10 protein-coding genes and 1 pseudogene are annotated in these 18,784 nt (G+C 63.2%); 2 read left to right on the top strand and 9 right to left on the bottom strand.

The annotated features are described in order from the left end of the window. Nucleotides 1–339 precede the first annotated feature (339 nt). The 6 genes and pseudogenes from VGT77_RS06070 to VGT77_RS06045 form a co-directional block, all read right to left on the bottom strand. On the bottom strand, nucleotides 340–3,039 hold the full coding sequence (locus VGT77_RS06070) for a hypothetical protein (RefSeq protein WP_327460593.1): 2,700 nt from the start codon (nucleotides 3,037–3,039) through the stop codon (nucleotides 340–342). Then, on the bottom strand, nucleotides 3,032–4,216 hold the full coding sequence (locus VGT77_RS06065) for a hypothetical protein (protein ID WP_327460591.1): 1,185 nt from the start codon (nucleotides 4,214–4,216) through the stop codon (nucleotides 3,032–3,034). The genes VGT77_RS06070 and VGT77_RS06065 overlap by 8 nt, the downstream gene beginning before the upstream one ends. Before the next feature lie 473 nt (nucleotides 4,217–4,689). Further along, on the bottom strand, nucleotides 4,690–9,816 hold the full coding sequence (locus tag VGT77_RS06060; protein ID WP_327460589.1) for a hypothetical protein: 5,127 nt from the start codon (nucleotides 9,814–9,816) through the stop codon (nucleotides 4,690–4,692). 535 nt (nucleotides 9,817–10,351) lie between these two features. Then, nucleotides 10,352–10,477, bottom strand: a pseudogene (locus VGT77_RS15595) (PEPxxWA-CTERM sorting domain-containing protein); the annotation flags it as partial. Nucleotides 10,478–10,980: 503 nt separating this feature from the next. Further along, a complete protein-coding gene (purU, locus tag VGT77_RS06050) occupies nucleotides 10,981–11,847 on the bottom strand; it encodes a formyltetrahydrofolate deformylase (RefSeq protein ID WP_327460585.1) in 867 nt (288 codons plus the stop codon). A 68-nt stretch (nucleotides 11,848–11,915) separates the two neighbouring features. Continuing rightward, nucleotides 11,916–13,244 carry a right-handed parallel beta-helix repeat-containing protein gene (locus tag VGT77_RS06045; RefSeq protein WP_327460583.1) on the bottom strand — a complete coding sequence of 443 codons (1,329 nt, stop codon included), beginning with the start codon at nucleotides 13,242–13,244 and terminating at the stop codon, nucleotides 11,916–11,918. A gap of 222 nt (nucleotides 13,245–13,466) precedes the next feature. On the opposite strand from VGT77_RS06045, the gene VGT77_RS06040 reads away from it, so the two are divergent. Next, complete coding sequence (locus VGT77_RS06040) at nucleotides 13,467–14,993, top strand: amino acid adenylation domain-containing protein (protein WP_327460581.1); 1,527 nt, start codon at nucleotides 13,467–13,469, stop codon at nucleotides 14,991–14,993. Nucleotides 14,994–15,000: 7 nt separating this feature from the next. Here VGT77_RS06040 and VGT77_RS06035 read toward each other — a convergent pair whose 3' ends face one another. Both VGT77_RS06035 and VGT77_RS06030 read right to left on the bottom strand, forming a co-directional pair. Next, a complete protein-coding gene (locus tag VGT77_RS06035; RefSeq protein WP_327460580.1) occupies nucleotides 15,001–15,498 on the bottom strand; it encodes an acyltransferase in 498 nt (165 codons plus the stop codon). Nucleotides 15,499–15,539: 41 nt separating this feature from the next. After that, on the bottom strand, nucleotides 15,540–15,803 hold the full coding sequence (locus tag VGT77_RS06030; protein ID WP_327460578.1) for a hypothetical protein: 264 nt from the start codon (nucleotides 15,801–15,803) through the stop codon (nucleotides 15,540–15,542). Between the two features lie 62 nt (nucleotides 15,804–15,865). Between VGT77_RS06030 and VGT77_RS06025 the strand changes: the two genes are divergently transcribed. Then, the gene (locus VGT77_RS06025) at nucleotides 15,866–17,680 is read left to right on the top strand and encodes an O-antigen ligase family protein (RefSeq protein ID WP_327460576.1); all 1,815 of its coding nucleotides are present in this window, start codon (nucleotides 15,866–15,868) and stop codon (nucleotides 17,678–17,680) included. Here the strand turns inward: VGT77_RS06025 and VGT77_RS06020 are convergent. After that, nucleotides 17,649–18,704, bottom strand: coding sequence for a glycosyltransferase family 2 protein (locus VGT77_RS06020; protein WP_327460574.1), 1,056 nt, complete (start codon nucleotides 18,702–18,704; stop codon nucleotides 17,649–17,651). The genes VGT77_RS06025 and VGT77_RS06020 overlap by 32 nt on opposite strands. Between the last annotated feature and the right edge of the window lie 80 nt (nucleotides 18,705–18,784).

Here is an 18,784-nt window from a genome sequence, read left to right as displayed (position 1 = left end):
CTTCCGGGCCATCGGGCACAACAGGTAACAGTTCCGGACTTCGGGCGCCTCATCGGTTGGACTGGCAGCCCGGGGCCGCTGCGAACGCGAGCGGGAAGCGCATGCTAAAGTGGGTTCCACACTTTAGCGGTATTGCGCCTGACTCAACCTTGGTAACAAACCGCCTCATCTGTTACCGGCATTTTGCCGGAGATCGATCGGTTTGTCCCCGATCTGTTACCGATCCAGCCTCCCGTGCCATCGGGTACAACAGGTAAGAGTTCCGGACCTTGGGTGCCTCACCGGTAGGACTGGCAGTCCGGGGCCGCTGCGAACGCGAGCGGGGAGCGCATGCTTGACCTACTGCTCGGCCCGCGAATCCACAATGACGTGCTCGAGCAGAGGTATCATGGAGTGGCGAAGCGCGACGTCGGCGCGCATGCGTGCTCGATAGCCGTCCGACCAAGGGGAGCGCGCGACGCTCACGTCATGTTGAAGCGCCGCTGTGAAGATTGCGGCATCAAGTCCGGACGGTCCAACCAATAGGCACCGTTCGATCAGCGCGCCAAGTATTTCCGCGCGCTCAGTCGGCCCAAGGCTGTCGAGCAGCACCAGTCGCTCACCCAAGGCTGCATAAAAGGCTTCGCGCGGCTGCTCGGCAATCGCCCGTGGATCGAACGGAGCGCCGTCGAGGCTCGTGCGCACGGCTCGAGCTGTCTGCATCGCGTCACGAAGCGAGCCATTTGCTTCGGCCTTGGCTAACGCGGCTTCGATCGCTTGGCGGCGACCAATTGCCTCGGCAAAGGCAAGCGAGGCGAAAGTCCAATTGTGTACGATGACTCGGTTGGGCTCGGTAGGAGGCGGCAGTGCGAACCCGTTGAAGATGGCCGGCTCCCCAGCCGCTCTCGCCCAAAGTGCCACGATCGGTGCCTCCAGCGCCTGCATGCGCGCGAGAAGATGGGTCGGCTTCAGATTGGCCGTCCTTGCGATCTCTTCATGATTTCGGGCGAGCTGTAGCAGCGGATCATAAGCGTCAGCTGCGCCGAAGGCGAAACGCTGGCGAGCTGCGTTATCAAGAATGGCCGTGAGCCCATCGAGCGCGGCCTCGATACCGAGGGCGCCTGAGACGGCGGGCGCGACGAGCAGCGCTGATACGCATTCTGCGGCCCCGCTCGAGCTGACCTGGAGCGCCCCCTCAGCGAGTGTAGTGACGACCTGGTCGAGCCGCGAACGGTCTATAGGATCGTCGATCAGCTCCGGTCCGAGGAAGCGCAACAGGTACATCAGCCGGCGATGCTCCGCGCCTGTTTGGAGTGTCAGCTTCACCATAGTCCGCGCAACGCGGCGTCCGATGGGATCCTCGGGATTTCTCGCCATGGAGAGTATGCGGTTATGGCTGAGTAGGTTGAGAGCACTGCGGAGTAAGGGTGAGCCGTCGTTCGTCTCCGACCCCTCGCCGATCAACGCGAGAACTTGCTCAACCAGTGCCGTGAGCGTCTCGGGCGACAGTTCCGCGATGAAGGGCTCGGCTGCGTCTAATCCTTCCATGACGGTAAGCCATCCGGCATCCTTGAAATGCGGAAGCACCGCCTGGAGCACACACTCGGCACCCACTGGCGCGAATTCCGGGCGACGCCTGCCGATCAACCCCAGCGCCTTCGTAGCCTTCGTTCGCAAATCGCCACCTAACACCCGCGCGTGCCCGTCCCTTCCGGCGATCTCGGCGAGAATGCCGATGAGGCTGAGGGCCAAGTCGCTACGATCGGGCGCCAGTTGCTCTGCCCAACCGCGTGTCAGCGAGACCAGCACGCGCTGACGTTCGCCGCTCGCTCCTTGATGGCGACTCGCTATTGCCCTGGCAGTCTCGATCAGCGGTGCCGTGACGTACGTCTCGACTAGCCGCGCGTCCCATGGCACGGCGTCAGCTGCGCGTTCGCGCCCGCTTTCCAGCAGCAGCCGCACTGCCAACGCGAAATTCTCCTCGCTATGGTGTTTACCTAATTCCGTCGTGATCTCGTCGAGCAACGAGCGGGCGTAGGCCGCCTTGGTATCGCGGCTGACCGCCGCCGAGCCTAGTGCAATCTGGCGTCGCAGCACCGCCCAAAACCAACGATGCGCATCACGGTGACGGCCCTCCAAGGCATTCCCTAACCCATTTCCAGGTTGGTGTGCGCCGATCAGCTGCGGGGCCAGCAGCACTGAGCCACGCTCAAGTCGAAGCGCGCCGATGTTATCAGCGGCCAAGTGCGCAGCCAGCGCGTCGAATCCGGCGTTCAGCATTGGTAAGGGATTGCCCTTATCGGCCGCCGCGATCAGCTGATCGAGCATGGCCGCTGCCGCGTCGGGGCCTTGCGTCATTAACACCGCCGCGGCCTGTGATTGCCCGACAACGGTTTCCATCGAGGTGAGCAGCATTTCCCAGCCATCTTGCTGGTTCGCATGAATCAGATCGCCGGCGCGCTGATAAAGCGCTTCCGCGACCTCCCACCGATCGGCATCTCCTGCGAGGTCGCCCAGATGCTTGAGCACCAAGATCGCAAGCGGCGAGTCTTGATAGGCCCCAAGCGTCGCCTCGACTGCGGCAATGTCCGAAACCGACGTTTGACTTGCCACCACCTGCATCGAGTGCATGATTGGCGCGAGCTCGTCGCCGGGTGAGAAGCGTTCGCCCCATAGCTCGATTCTCGTCAGATCCTGATGGCTGAGCAGCAGGGCGGCTTCGAGCGATGCTAAATCGTGCGGATCCTCGCCAGACTCGCCCAGCGTCGGTGATAGCGTCTGGTCGCCCTGCCAGACAATCAGCTGGATGAACTGCTTGAGCGCGCGCGGCAGTGGTTCAACTTGGGGGTGCGGGAGGAAAGCGAGGCTGGCGAGCACCGGCTCGCCCGCCGACATTCTGAACTCCGCTAGGTCATTGAGCGTCAGATTATCTTTGCTCCAGCGGGCCACGATAGCCCCCATGAGCTCGAGCAGCAGCCCTGCAGGCAGCAAGTGCCGCACGACTAGCCAGGCGAGCGCATCGCGCTTGAAGGCCTCTCTGCGCATCTGCTGGTTATCCATAGGACGCTCCTTGTCGCCGGAAGGTGAGGACACCGTCGCTGAGGCGGACACTTTCACGTATTTCCAACTGGCCAAGCGGCGCCGGACGTTCCCAAGGCGACGCTTCGCGCGGGAGGCGTTGGATCGCGAATCCGAAGATTCGGGCCGCGTTCTGCCCATCGGGCTTAAGGCTGGCTAGAAAACCGCGCGCCTGCCAATCCTTCAGGCCTGCTTCACCGGCCCGCGACCAGCGGTTGTCAGGTTCGTCCTTGCTGGGCCGGCCCCATAAAGAGACCGTCACGCCGGGACCGAGATCGACCGGGTCGGCGGGGACCGGCAGGAACACGCCCGACAATCCGGCCGGCTTTGTTCCGATGCCCTGAAAATTCGCGAGCACGATCGCAGCGAAATGGTGCCTTGAGCAGGAAGGTTCGCGTGCTGCCGCGATGAAGGAGGTGCGGAACCGCTCATGCCAGATCCGCGCTTCCGTCTTCTCGCTCAGCGCGATGACCGGTTGCGGGGTGCAAGTCGCGACGGAGACCACGTCTACATGATCGGGCGGTGCTTCGCCCAGACAGTCAGCGAAGCGGCCAACTGCTGGCATTGGCGCATCTCGCCCACTGTCGGTTTCCAAGGTAAGGGCATCCGAGCAAATGAGCGGCTGGAGCGTGATCGTGCCAAACTGCTTCTGCCGCGGCTCCAGCGTGACGAGTGTAAGCAGGTTTGCTTCACACAGGCTGTCTTCCCGAAACGGACTTGTTTCGAATTTTGAGCGAACCAGCTTTGGATGAAGGCAAATACGAGTGCGACCCTGAGCGTCGTTCAGGAACAGGCAGCCCAAATTGAAGCCGTCGCGAGGGTCCTGTTCGGCAAGCCAGGTTGTGAAGGCGGTGAGGTCCTCACGGGCCGCAGGGACCGCCGCTTCGAGAGCCGTCTTCAGCGACCTGACCTCTTCGAGACGGAATAGATGACGCTTGCCTTCGTCCGCGCGCGCTCTGAGGCCAGTGTGTACGCAGCCTGACGGGCCGCAGAGCTGGAAGCTTTCGAGCGCCCGGCACAGCGTCTCCCCATCAATGAATGCTTCCGGAAAGGTGATCAGGTCAAATTGGCGTGGCTCGGGCATGAACGCCGCCGAGGCGTAGGGGTCCAGCGTTTCCCGTGGTCGCTCGATCATTGCTGTCAGCGCGGCGTTGAACAACTCCGTATGGGCTTTGGGCTCATACGTTTGCGGCTCTACTACCCGCACGACGAAAGGCCTTTGATGCCGGCTAAAGGACCAGCGAAGATGCGCGCCTCGGAACGTCTGTGCTGTCACTTAATGTCTCACGATGCGCCTACCACAGACCCGCTGCGATTTCGCGGCTTTGGCACGCATGCCCTTCCCCACATAGCGAGACACTAGTCGCGCTGATTCAGCAGCGCCAGCTCATCTCCGCTTATGGCTACCTCGGCATGCATATGTCGTTTGGCGAGGGCTTTGGTGTTCTTCTGCGTCCCCGGCCCCCGCACCGTATGTTTCGCTTATGCCGAAGCCCAGGTTCTACCGGACGATCAGGACGCTTGGTGACGAAATCCGGATCATAAGCCCTGATCGACCCAGCAGCCACCTGCCCCCGGGGCGATGCCGGGCAGCGGCATGCCTCCACCTTCCTCCCGGCGTCGCGAAGCCCATCAGGAATGGGGGTTCTGCGCCGAGGGAACCGCAGCGGCCTCGATCTGTCGTTCGATCTCATGGGCTTCGGCGATGCCGGCCGACACCAGCTGCCCGATCACACCGTCGATGCGGGATCTATAGGGATGCGCCGGCTCCAGAATCGCCGGCTCCTGCAGCTTGGTCGCCTCGAACCATTGGACCACCATCCTTCCGACCCCTGCGGTCACCCACAGGCTTGCGTCACTGGAAGACCGCTCGAACCAGGCCTCGACGGCCGTCAGCACGAAGTCGAGGTGGCGGGATCGGGGCGCGACGAGGAGCATGTTCATCGTGCACATCGCCACGAACGTCGTCGGCCCGCCCATCTGAAGCGCGCGCAACGGATCGAGGAGCGGATCTAGGCGGTCGGCGACCGCAGGGACGAGGTAGCTGCGCGTGCCGGTAAACGGATTGTGCGTGTTGAGGAGCATCCTCGCCACAACGCCTCCGGTCTCGTAGTCGATCGAGAGCTCTCCCGGCGCGTAGTTGTTTCGCCACCGCCGCAGCGCCATCGTGCGGGCGGCCAACTGCTCGCGCAGCTCAACGGGCCGGACGGGCGAACGGGTCGCATCGTTGAAGTAGAGCACGTCCGCCGCGAGGATCAGCGTCTCCGCCACGTCACCGAACGACTTGTCGGGAAGACCGGTGACCTGCTCGACAAGTGGCCCGAACTCGGCGGGACCCGCATCCAGCAGAACGGCCGCAAAGAGCGCGTAGAACTGGTCGTTCCACTCGCTCGGCGAGCGATCCACCTCGGCATCGGCCGAAAGCCCCGCGCCGTTGATCCTTCCGCTCCAGCCGGCGTAGGCTGAGACGACCTCCCCGCCCCAGTCCAGATCCTTCGCCTGGGGGTCGTTCAGCAGCTGCAACCAGGCTGCCGCGGCATTGCTGTTGACGTGCAGGACGGAGCCGTCACCGGCGTTCTCGTCCGCGATCGCCTTGTCGTCTTGGCCCTCGTCATACTTCGGGACGCGGATGCGATGGGTCCTCCGCAATATCGGCTTCTCGTCAGGGAAGGGGGGCCAAGCGGGTTCAGCGCCGCCGTCAAGCCATGCGAGCTCGGCCGCGACGGCCGCGCGCGTCGTCGCGTCGCGCTCCTTCTCGAACGCCTTCTGCAGCTCCTCGTCCTCGTCATACCGGTGCCAGCGCCATACCATCCCGGCAAAAGCCGCGCGCATGCCCGCCTTCAGCAGACGAGGATCCGTCTGCGCGAGCATCGCGACCGCGGCAGCGAAGGCTGGGACCGCTGCGCGGTCCCGGCGCGCTGCGATCGCGACGAGCTCGTCCCGGTCGGACTTCAGACCGCGACGACGCCAGAGATGAAGCAGCGCGAGCGCGCCGAGCGCCGGTCGATTGTAGCCTAGGTTCTCATTCGAGACCGAATAGCGATCCACTTGCTCGGCGAGTGCCCGCCGCACCACCTCGCGGACCCATTCCTCTTGCGCGTTCAGAAGGGCATCATCACCATCGCGCGCGACCAGCAGGGCCGTCCTTATCAACCGCGTGGAGGTGGATCCAGGATCGTCGGCATCGGTGCCGTCCGGAAGTGCGCCTGAGGCATGCTCCACAGCGTCCCACGCCGTCTCCGGCGTGGCGTGCTCGCCGCCGCCCGTTGCCAGATGGATGCGCGCGTCCATGTTGCTCGCGCGGGCGAATGAGGCGTGCCGCTCCCCAAGCCGTCGCAGATGCTCCTCCTCTTCGGCGGGTGCCCGATACATCCGCCCGCCCTCCACCTCGACCCAATTCCCGGGTGTGACGAGGTTGAGTGCATGGCGGCCCATGAAGGCAGGATCGCCGAAGTCGGCGCGGTCCCCGTAGGGTTCCATGCCGTCGATCACAGCTTGAAGACGTTCGCGCAGCTTCGCGGAAGCAGCGTCGTCATAGATGTAGCGGGGAAGCGCGTTCTCCAGCATCACGCTCCGCGACGGCCTGCCACGCAGGTCGGCGAGCGACACAGCGCCCTGCGGCTCGTCGCGCATGGCGAAACGGCCGGTGTCCATCTGATCGTAGCTGGAGCGGCCCCGCTCGGTCGCAAGGAGTTCCGGATTGGCCAGGAATGGGACCATGGCCGATCGGGTCGCCGGGAAGTGTGAGAGCAGAATGTCCACGGCGACGAGAAGGAACGCGGCCGGCGTGCCGGGCGGACCCAACACGTCGGCAAGCACCTCCTCGAGGGGCTCGCCCGCGTCCAGCCGCCGGTGGCCCCATGCCTCGAGCGCCTTCAGGCCTGACGCCGCCGAATACTCGCGGGCCTGATCCCGCGACCAGAAGTAGGTGTTCTTCCAGGGAAAGAAGCGCGGGCCGTCGTCGAAAACGATGGTGTATCCGTTCTCTCCCGGATCGCGCCCGTCGCTATGCACATCGATCGCGGCGGCGACGAGGCGCCGCACCAATCCGAGCCCGACCTCCTTCGCGTGCACCAGCAGGTCGAAGAACGGAGGCTGGGCGGGCGACGCCGGAAGATAGTCGCTGTCCGCATGGCTGAACGCGCGGCCGCTCGAAACGCCGTAGGAGGACTCCCGCCGGCGGCGCGGTTCAATCAGGCTGTTCGCCACGAGATCGGCCAGCTCCGTTGGCACGACCTGCGCCAGGACCGTGCCGAACTGGCGAACCGCCTTAGCCTTGTAGGAGTCCCGTTCGACATCAATGTCGCGGAGGTATCGCCTTGCGGCCTCGGGCGCCTGGGCGGCGAGCAGAAGCGCCATTGCGCGAAGGTCCTCTATCATGCGTCGCCGTGCGCCGCCGTCCAGCCGTTCGGACCCAGGGTCCGAGGGGATCGTGACGGCCGCATGGCGCACGTCGAGCTGGCGAAGCCAGCCGAAGAGCATGTCCGCCGTGGCGGTGCCGAGCGCAGGAAGAGCTAGAAGGACCTGAAGCTCGATCTGGACGAGATTAACGACGGCGTCGAGCGCCTGGAGGGGGATCGTGTCCCGATGGGCGAGCGCCCAGCGGAGCAGCCAAAGGCCCGTCCCATTCGTGTCGGTCCGCAGGGACTTCGGCAGCGGCTTGTCGGTCTTCACCTCCAACTTCGCGTAGAGCTCCGCGATGGAGACGGTGTCGACGGCGGCGATCGTCGTCACCAACTCGACGAAGAGCGCACCGCCGCGTCCCAAAAGCGCCGCGCTGCAGCGCTCTAGCAGGTCGCCCGCGATTTCGGACCGCACGATCGCCAGAAGGGCGTTCCTCCGCCACGAGCCATGGGCCCCCGGCGCGGAGAGCCGCCCCAAAAGTCTCAGCCAGGAAGCGCCGTCGTCCGACCTTTCAAGCGCCAAGCGCGCGGCGAACTCGATCCCACGGGCGACGCGCGGTGACGCCGGGACGGTCAGGTCGACCCCCGAGAGCCTTTCACCGTCCTCGTGAATCAGGCTCCCGATGCCCCAGTCCCGCAGGACGTCATGGTAGAAGGCGAACTGGTCGCGCCGGACCTCAGTCAGCGTCAGAGACCGGGCGAGGTGCGTCAGCGCGTCAGAATTCTCCCGGACGTCCAACGTCGATCCGCCCGTCAGGGCGATGCGCGCCAGCTCGGCGATGATCCTCTGGCCCGCGCGGGGATCGCCGGGCGAGTAGTCTGCCGTCTCCCACCACCGTGTCGCTAGCTCAGCCTCCGTGCGAATGTCGGCGGATCCCGGCAGCTTCACCAGACGCGAAAGCCGGTAGAGGTTTCGCGCGATGCTTGATGCCGGATGACCAGGCGCTAGGAGCGCCCTCAGCTCCGGCGTCTGCTCGGAAAGGACCTCGACCTCGTCTTCGGTCAGCTCACCGACGGTCACGGGGTGAACACCCCCGAAGGCCTCGATCACATCGTCGCGGATCCACCGGTTCCCGCCGTCCGCCTCGGCGCCCCTCGCGGTCGCGAGCACCGCGAAGCCGGGGACTGCCGCCGCCTCGCGCAGCAGCTGATTGACGGTCAGCTGCGTGCCGGGATCGGTGAACATCTCCAGACCGTCGACGACGACGAGGCCGCCGCCGCTGGCGGCGAGGTCGTTGAAGAACTCGCGCGCCGTTCCGGGAATGCAGTGCCTCTGAGCGAAGGCGGCCCACCCGCCAGCAGGCGTTGACACCTGCTCCAGCACAATCAGCACGGATTCGCGCCCGACGCGCTCCGCGATGAGCTTCAGGACGCCCGACTTTCCGACGCCGGGGCCGCCCCGAAGCTCGACGAACCGGTTCTCCTCCAAGGCCGCGTTCAGGGCCTCGACCGCGGCGTGCCGCACGAGCGTGACGCCCCCGACGGTCGTGCCGATGCCGGCGAGCGTGTGACGCGCCTGTTGGGCGAGAAGCGCGCGAGCCGCGCGGTAGTCACGGTCGCCCGCGAGACGGAAGCCGCGCCCCACCAGCTTGGCGCGCAGCTCCTCACGATCAATCGCGCCACCGACCTTGGCTATTGAGACCGAAATCTCGATCAGTTCGCTCCACAGGCTCTCCGCTCTGGAGACGTCCTGATCGCCCAAAACCTGACGCGCGAGAGCAAGCCCGTGGGTGCGCGCCAGTGGCGCCGTGGACTCGAAGTCGAACACCAGGATGGCGAAGCGTCGCAGAAAGCCCCAGATCAGATCGTCCTCGTCCGCGATTCCGACCGCCACGAGATTGGCGCGGAACGTGGACACGAAAGACCGCATCTGCTCGCTCGCGACTCCCTTGGCGGCGATGCGGCCGAAGAACTCGCTGCTTGTCTTGGCGACCCGCGCCCAAATCAGAACGTCCTGATAAGGGCCGGAGATGGCCTTGCTCTGGCGCTGCGTTGCGACCGCAAGCAGGTGTCGGTCCTCGGGCATTTCTCGTAAGCTGGTTCGGGCGAGCTGGCCCGCCACCTCCGCAAATATCGAGTCCTTCGGCGAGAAACTCACTTCCCGCTTGGACTGGATCTCCAGCAGCGCCTCTCCCGCCGGCCCAACCCCCTCTAGGATCAGGTCGTCCAGCGCATAGCCCTGATCGATGCCTTGGAACCGAACGCGGGTCAGCTTCACGCCCGGCAGTCCGCGCGGCTCGGTCGCCGCGAGCATTGTCAGCAGGTAGAAGGCGCCTAGCTGACCCTCGATATACACACCGGCCCCGCCCCGCGAGGCTGGGCTCGATGGCCTTTCTGCATCGGCTTCCTCTGCCATGGCCAGGATGTGAAAGCCGGCGAAGCGACCGTCAAGCCGAGGGCCGGCTCACATCGGCGGCGTGCGAATGACAGGACGAAACTCGCGGCCTGTGCCTGAAGCATTGAACTGCTGCTCCGCTGGCAGCTTTCGAGCATGTTTTTTTGGCGGTCTGAACGCCCGAAATGGGGGCGCGAAGCGGTACTAAAGGGAGCACACATTCGACGATGGCAAGGGGCGCAGAGTTGACTTGACGCACGTGCAAAGGCGATCGAAACGAAGCTCAGCCATTCCGGCGGACGCATACAAGCTATGCGTACAAACCACGGGCTGGCGGTCGAGAAAGAACGGCAGTTTTCTAACGGATCTTGTTTTCGGTGTCGCCTCCCGTAGGGGTCACCACTTTTGCGGCAATGCAGCTGGCTCAGCCGTGGCCGAAGCTCACCAGCATCGCGGTGAAGACGAGCGTGAGTGCGCCGATCAGAACCAGGTCACGCAAGACGGTAAACTCCCGAGTCAGCAACTTGCCAGACCCGGTCCCCTTAGCGTGACCCCGTTAACGGTCTGTGACGTGCTGCACTCGCCGTCCGATCAACGGGCGCCCCGATCGCGAGCGCCGCTGCGCCGCGCCCAGCAGCCCGAAGCCCGCGATCAGCATCGCCCAGCTTGCCGGCTCCGGTACATAGGTCGGGGCGCCGGAAATCGTCAGGACGCCGGTGATCCGTCCATCCTGAAAGCTGCCGAAATAGGTGCCGTTTGTGTCCAGTCTCGCCGTCTTGAAGATCACGCCTTGAGTGATCAGCGGCGTCGCGATGTCCCCGGTAACCCAATATTCGCCGGTGAAGGAGGGAACGGCGGCCAAAAAGACGCGAGTGCAATCGGCGATCCCGTTCACCTGACACGCCACGTTGCTGCCGGGCTCGAACTCATACTGCCTGAACGCCGGGGGATCTGGTTGAACCAGGTAGCGCGGGAGTTCAACGCTCGCACTTCCGTCAAATCCGCCGAACAGGTCGGTCTTGATGCTGAGCGTATAGGTGACCGCAGCCCGGGCGGGTGCTGGTAGTGCCGCAAGAACAAGGGCCAGCAGCAGGACTCGCATGAGCTTCTCCCGTCAGTGCCCACCCACGACCGATCATAAGCCGAAGTGGAGCAGGATGCGATACCCTCTCTGCTTCCGCGCGGTCATCGGAAAACGACCGTTCGAATTCCGTTCAAGAACACGCGCCGCTCCGCCGTCCAGCGTACAGCGCGGGCGAGCACCCTGGCCTCGATGTCGCGCCCTATCCTCACCAGATCCTTTTCGGTGGATCGGTGATCGACCCGCTCGACATCCTGTTCGATGATCGGACCCTCGTCGAGGTCACTGGTGACGAAATGCGCGGTGGCGCCAATCAGCTTCACGCCGCGATCATGTGCCCGTTTGTAGGGCTGCGCGCCCTTGAAGCTAGGCAGAAAGCTGTGATGGATGTTGATACATCGCCCGGCCAGCCGCTCGGCCAGGTCCGCCGACAGCACCTGCATATAGCGGGCGAGGATGAGGTATTCGGCTCCCACCTGCTCGAACAGCGAGAGAAGCTCCGCCTCCTGTTTCTCCTTCCGATCCGGCGTCACCGGAAGGTGGTGAAACGGCACATCGTTCCACTCGGCCAAGGCACGCAGGTCCTGGTGATTGGACACGACGCCCACAACCTCGACCGGCAGCCCGCCCGTTTTCCAGCGATGCAGCAGGTCGTTCAGACAATGGCTGCCCTTCGACACGGCGATCAGCATCTGGGGCCTATGCGCCGCCGGCATCAGCTGCCACTCAAGCGATAGCCGATCCGCCACTTTGTTGAACCCGGCGCGCAGATCGTCGAGCCGGAGCGACTGATCGCCTTTAAGCGTAAACTCGACCCGCATGAAGAATCGCCCGGCATCCAGATCGGCATATTGCTGACTGTCGACGATGAACCCGCCGAGGCTCGAGATATAGCCACTGACCGCTGCGACGATGCCCGCGCGATCCAGGCAGGAGAGCGTCAAGATATAAGCGTTGCCCGACTCGTTCATCGAACCCCCACAACCCTGTCTTGTTCGATGAACTAGATGCGTCTGCAGCCGATCTCCACAGACAGGTTTCAGGGGATCGCAACGAAATGCTCGGGGATGTACCTTGAGCCAAACATGGGCCCGATATGGGCATCGTGCCCGCTGAAATCGGGCAGTGGCGACAGGTGAGGAAAGGCCGGGTCGAGCGAATCTGCCCTTACGCCAATGACATCCGAGGAGATTGCGGACTCCTCGAGTCCGCTGAAATCAAGCGTTTCGCTCAGGCTGGCTCCGCCGATCGGTGTGCCGAACAGCGCACCCAGCGAGTTGCCCGCGGCCGAGGACACCGGTGCAGCCGATTGTACAGCGGCACTGCCATAGCCCACATCGGAGCGCATCAGATGGGCGACTTCGCTCGGCGAGATCAGGTTGAGCCCTGCCTTTTCCCAAGGCGTTACCTTCAGGTTCACGTTGTCGACCAGGGCGAGCTTGGTTACGCCGGTCAGCACGACAATGTCCTCGGTCAGATTGTTCTGAACCAGGACGTTGTCTGTATCCTGCAGGCGGATCCAGAAGGAGGCGGCGTCGCCTTCCTTCGACAGGACAGTGTTGTCGACGATCGCCACGCCGCGACCGCCCTTCACCGTGATCCCGTTATACTGCTCGTTGCCATACAACAGGTTGTTCTTCACCAGGACATTGGTGAAGCCGAATGTGCCAGGGTCAGAGATGAAAATGCCTTGCGGTCCCTTGCCAGCGGTCTGCAGCATCACGTTGTTCGTGATGGTGATGTTCGACGAACCCGTCGGCATGTTGGTGTTGAAGAGCTGGATGGCGTCCGGATGATCCCCGGCTAGAGGGAAGAATCGATCGAACGTGTTGCCGTCCACGACGAGATTATTCGTGCCGGCAATCTCGAACCCATCAAGGGCAATGTCGTGCACGTCGTTACCGACGATCTTCACCAGGTTCGAACGCTCGACGATAAGGCCGATCCGAAGCTGCTCGAACGAGGAGTCCTTGAGGACCAGGCCGGTGACATTCGAGACATGCAGCCCGCGCCCGTCGTTGGTGGGATCGCCATCGAGAGACCCATGGAACCGGATCCGATCAAAGGTGATGTTCGTGGAGTCGAAGGCGGCGGCCATCTTAGTGAAGTCAGGCTCACCCGCGGCAAGTGGCCTGCCGACGTCGAGCGAGACGAGCGACAGGTTCTTCGACGACCGCACTTCAAGATTGTTGAACGATGCGAGATTGCCCGCGTCTTCGGAAATGACAGTGACTGGCGATGTAAAGTTGTAGTTCTTGAAGCCGAAGGAGCCATAATTTCCCGAAGCCAACTTGATGATATCGCCGCCCGTCGCCTGCGAAAGGGCTGATGAAAGCTGGGTCGCGTTTGTAACTCTGAACTCGGCCACGACGGACTCTCCGGCAACTCGTTGTCGGTGTCCGCACTAGGGTCCTGAGTGTTGCGACGTGGTTCGTGCCATTGGTTAACGGCGGAAGAAGCGGTTCTCGCGGCTCACGGCCGGCCCACTCTTCGGAGCGACAGGGGTTGAAAGCGAGGCCCGACTGCGCTTGGGAAGCTGAGGGCGGCTGAGACCGTCGGCAGTCGCTACGCGCGTAAATCGGGGGTGAACATGCTTGACCGTGCGATGCTTTGGCCCAGGCTTCTCGCCACGGCCGAGCGATTTCCCGACCGCCCTGCGGTCGAAGCCGGCGCAGATCGTCTCACCTACGCGGAACTTGTCGCGCGTGCGAAGGCGATCGCGTCAGCGGTGCGGGGCCTGCCCACCGAACAGCTCGACCGGGTCGCGGTGGTCGGCGGCAAAGTGCCGGACACCTATGCCGCGATTGCCGGGATCCTGCTCTCTGGCGCCGGCTACGTGCCGCTCAACCCGACCTTTCCGATCGAGCGGAACACCGCCATGGTGGAAGCGGCAGGGTGCAAAATCCTGATCGCCGAAGCATCTCAGCTGGATCTTGCCCGCCGCATCGCGGAGCGAGTGACCGGCCTCACCATTCTTGATCTTGCGGAGCCGATGCCCGACACCGCGGCGTGGACGCAGTCCGCCCTCGCAGAAGATGCGCTAGCATATATCCTGTTCACCTCCGGCAGCACCGGCAAGCCGAAGGGCGTTGCCGTCGCTCAACGCAACGTGACGGCTTTTATCGACGCCATTCTGCCTTTTTACGACCTCAACGAAGCGGATCGCTTCAGCCAGGTATTCGACTTCACCTTCGATCTATCGGCATTCGATATCTTCATCGCCTGGCAGGTGGGCGGCACCATTTGCTGTCCGGGCCGGAAAGACAATCTGCGCCCTGACCGCTACATCCGGGACAATGGCCTCACCGTTTGGTTTTCGGTTCCTTCCACCGCGATCTTCTGCAAGCAGGCAGGCATTCTGAAGCCGGACGCTTTCCCGGGCTTGCGCCTAAGCCTTTTTTGCGGAGAGCCGCTGCCCGCGTCCGTAGCAGAGGCCTGGGGTGTCGCGGCGCCGAACGCGCCGGTCGAGAATCTCTACGGTCCTACCGAACTTACAATCGCATTCACGCGCTATCGCGTCGACCCGGCTACCCTGTCGGACCTGGCGGAGAACGGGATCGTGCCGATCGGTGCCGCGCTCCCGGAGATGCGGATCAAGGTGGTCGATGAAAGCGGCGCCGAAGTCGGTCCCGGAGAGGTCGGCGAACTGATCGCTACGGGACCGCAGCTGACGCTCGGCTATTGGCAGGATCCGGAGCGCACCCAGGCTGCCTTTTTCGTGCCCGAAGGGGAGACGGAGACCTTCTACCGCACGGGCGACCGTGTCCGAAGTGCCGCCGGCGATCGGCCGATGACGCATCTCGGCCGGCTCGATGGGCAGATCAAGGTCCGCGGCTATCGGGTCGAACTCGGCGAAATCGAAGCCGCCGTCCGCAACGCGTCAGGCCGCGACGGCGTGGTGGCGCTCGGCTGGCCGCGCAGCGAGAGTGCATTCGGTGGCATCGAGGTCTTCGTGCAGGGGCAAGAACTGGGTGCGGAGGTGGTCGAACGCCTTAGCGCCACCCTGCCCGACTATATGCGCCCGCGCCGCATTCATTATCTGGACGCACTGCCGGTGAACGCAAACGGTAAGTTCGACCGGAACGCCCTCACCCGTATGCTGGAGGCGATGGGCTAGCTCGATCTCAGAGCGGCCGCATCTTGCGGGCAAAAGACTTGACGGAGTTGAAGCCCAGCGGCTCGGTGCATCGTGCGATCGGCACGGCCGGATTGCCTTGAACCACAGTGAGCGGCGGCACCGACTTGCTGACGACGCTGCCGGCCGTGACCACGGCGCCTGCGCCAATCACGACATTAGGAAGGATGATCGAACCAACACCGATATAGGCGCCCTTCTCAATCTTCAGGCCTTCGGTTCCGCCGAAATGAGCAATCAGCGTCGTGCGAACGCCGATCATCACATCGTCTTCGATCTCGATCAGCCACGGACGGTTTGTTTCCAGGATCGAGTCATAGCCGATGAAGACATTGTCCCCGATCTTCACTCCCCTCGCCCGATGCAGACGCACACGGAAGGACGGTCCCCCAGGCGACAGCCGGGCGATGAGCTGGAGCAGGCGGATCTTGAGCGATTGCCATTTGCTCGGCTCGTAGTAGCCGTATCTGAGCTTTTCGTCGGTCATCGAAGCTTCCGGTTCGCCAGGCGGCAGTTGGTCTGCCCCGATTAGGCTGTTGCGCGTTCCGCCACAAATCGGCTGAGCGGACCGACGATGGTCATGTCGTCGGGATCCAATTCTTCGAAGTCGATATTTTCGCCGAAGCGGCTTTGCAGGTCCTCGATCAGCCCGAACACGCCAAGGGAGTCGATCAGGCCGCTGGTGAGCAGGTCGAGATCATCGGATACATTCTGGCTGTCGAGCGCATGAGCCCCATTCGACTGGGCATTCACATAGCTCACGATCGCCTGCTTGACCTCGTCAGCGGTCACAACTCACTCCCTGTTGATTTTCGGACTTGCTGCGGAGAGCCCCGAGCCGTCCGGAGCGCGGGGTGCTTATCCGAGCGCTGTACCTGATTCAATCCACGCGTTGGCCTGCAACATTGGACCAGGAATGGTTTACCAATGCTCAACCGAGCCTAAGGCAAGAACGCGGCATTGAAGCCGGGCCGCAGCCGCTGCTAAATCCGATCAAGAATGCGTTTAGCGATTCATGGTCGGCCGCGAACAGGATGAATATGGGCACGTTAGCAGCCGCAAACGAGTTTTTCGCCAGGCTGTCGAGCCGACCGGCGGTGCTTCCGCCCTATACGCAGCCGAAAAGTACAATTCAGAAGCTGATCCGCAACACGTTCCTTTATGGCGTGCTGATCGCCATGGGCCTGTTTTACGGCCTCAGCGTTGCGCTCCTGCCTCCGATCCTGTTGATGTATTTCAGCCTTCCTATCGCACTGATCGCGCTTGCGGTGGTCTGGGCCCTCCCTGAGCGGGACGACCGCGCCCCCACGAGAATGGTGCAGCGCCTTTTTGTCCTGCTCACGCTCGCGCTAATGCTGTGGCCGGATTACCTGGCTATGCAGATTCCCGGATTCGCGTGGATTTCACTGCGCCGGCTGGTTGCGATCGGGCTCGCGATCGTGTTCTTGATCTCACTGTCCTCCTCCCCGCAGCTTCGTACCCAGATCAAAAGCGTCGTCGCCACGAACAAGGGATTCTGGCTGCTGATGGCCGGCTATGTCGCCATTCAGTTGCTCACGATCCCGATGAGCGACCAGCCGCCCCGCTCTTTCAACCTTGTCTTCAACCAGTTCTTCGTGTGGACCCTGCCACTGCTGGTTGGCGCCTGGTATTTCAGCAAGGTCGATAATCAGCTGCGCTGGACCAAGGTGTTTTTCGGTGTTGCCGCCGTCCAGTTGGTGATCGGCACGCTCGAATATTTCAACGGACGCCTGCTCTGGGCCGATCATATTCCCACCTTCCTGCAGGTGCAGGACGAGGTGATCAGCCGCATTCTGTCGGGCGCGTGGCGGGACGGCAAATACCGCGTCACTTCGACCTTTTCGGTATCGCTCAGCTTCGCGGAATATCTGGCCTGCGTGGTTCCCTTCATTCTCTGGAAAATCTTCAACCAGAAGAACATGTGGAAGGTCGTCCTGTGGGCGGCGTTCGACATCGCGTTGCTGACGATGATCGTGCTGACGCGGTCTCGGCTCGGGATTGTCGGCTGGCTGACCGCTCATGCATTGTTCGTGTTCTTCTGGGGGGTCAGGCGCTGGGCTCGGGAGCGTAGCGACATCATTGGGCCAGCCGTCTCGCTATTCTATCCGGCTATGGTGGCAGTCTTCGCCGTTGCCATGTTCACTGTCGATGCGGTGCGGGTGCGGACGATCGGCGGCGGCTCCACGGGTTTCTCGGACGACGGCCGGAAGATCCAGTTCGAGATGTTCTGGCCCAAGCTCTTCGACAATCCGATCGGCAATGGCGCCGGCCAGAGCGCCGTTACATTGGGTTACCGACAGCCGGGCGGACTGCTGACCGTCGACAGCTACATCATCACGCTTGGCATGGACTTCGGCGTGGTCGGAATCCTGTGCTTCTATGGCATGCTGATCCTGGCGGCGACCGCGTGTCTGAAGGTCTATATGGACAACAGGGCGAGCGACGACGGCCTGGCGCTGGCCGCAGCCGCGGCAATCGTGTCGTTCGGCACGACCCGCTTGGTCCTTAGTCAGGTCGATACCGTCCCGATCCTGTTCCTGCTCCTCGCCTTTGCCATGGGCGTTTGTTACCGCCACCGCCTGCCAGCAGGTTCGCCGGCCGTTGGCACCCCCATCTTCAGGTCCCCTCAGCGGATCGTGCCGGCCTGATCTGTCGTTCGCCGCGCTGTGGTGCCGGCGGAAAGGCGTGGGCGCGGGCGCCCTCGCTTAAACGTGCAGCAACCGCTTTTGGCGGCGGCCAGCCCATCGTTCCGGCAAGCACGGCATAGGCTTCCTTGCGGCCGACTTTGACCAGCACCTGCGCGGCCTTGGCTGCTCCCCAGAGCCGGCCGGAAGCGACGCTCTTCGGAAAATGGCGCTGCAAGAACCAGACACGATTACGGTGGTTGAAGTAATTAGCGAAGCTCGATGCCGCTTTGGACAATGTGCCAGAGCCGATCGACGTGCCGCCAATGTGCAGGACCTCTGCTCCCGGCACCAGCTCGATGGGCTGGCTGCCGCGGCGAAACGCCCAGTCGACTTCCTCATAGTAGAGGAAATAATCTTCGGTCATGAACCCTACTTCGGCAAGGAACGCCGGAGAGACCACGAAGTTTGCGCCGGAGACATAGTCCAGCTGGTTGGCGTTGGGCAGTGGAGTAGTGCCGGCCGCTTTGCCGCCGTTCAGGGAGGAGCAGACTCCCGACCTGCGGTTGACCTCGCCCCCGTCAGTCTGAATGATTTCGGGATTGTCTGCGAAAAGGCAGCGGCTGCTCAACAGCCCGAATGGGCCGGCACATGCACGCTCCATCAGCCGGCGCGGGGTGGCTGGCGGCACCACCACGTCAGGGTTCAGCACCCAATAGCCGCTGAGGCTCTGATCCTGCGCCAGGAAAGCGAGCCCCTGATTGACCCCGAACGCATAGCCGCCATTAGTGCCTGACCGGATCACTGTGAGCCGCAATGGCTCGGCGTCTGAGGCTCCGCGGTTTACGACCTGTATCTGATCCGCGGGAAGCGACCGCGCGGCCGCCACCTCGATCATTCCGAGGGTATTGTCCGAAGACTCATTGTCGACGATCACGATCCGCAGCCGCTCGCTCCCTTCGGCGGCGAAGAGGCTCTGCAGGCATTTGTCGATTACTGTTTCGGAGTTGAACGTCACGATGATGACGCCGAGAGTGGCTTGCTTCACATATGCTCCGCTGGTGAACAGCAAATCGGGGCCAAGGCGCTGAAAGTGGCGGCCTTGTGAGAGAAGATCGCGCCGCGGGC

This window comes from Sphingomonas sp., from assembly GCF_035944535.1.
GTDB lineage: Bacteria > Pseudomonadota > Alphaproteobacteria > Sphingomonadales > Sphingomonadaceae > Sphingomonas_B.
Note: the sequence above shows the minus strand (reverse complement) of the source record. Positions and strands in the feature narration are given on the sequence as shown.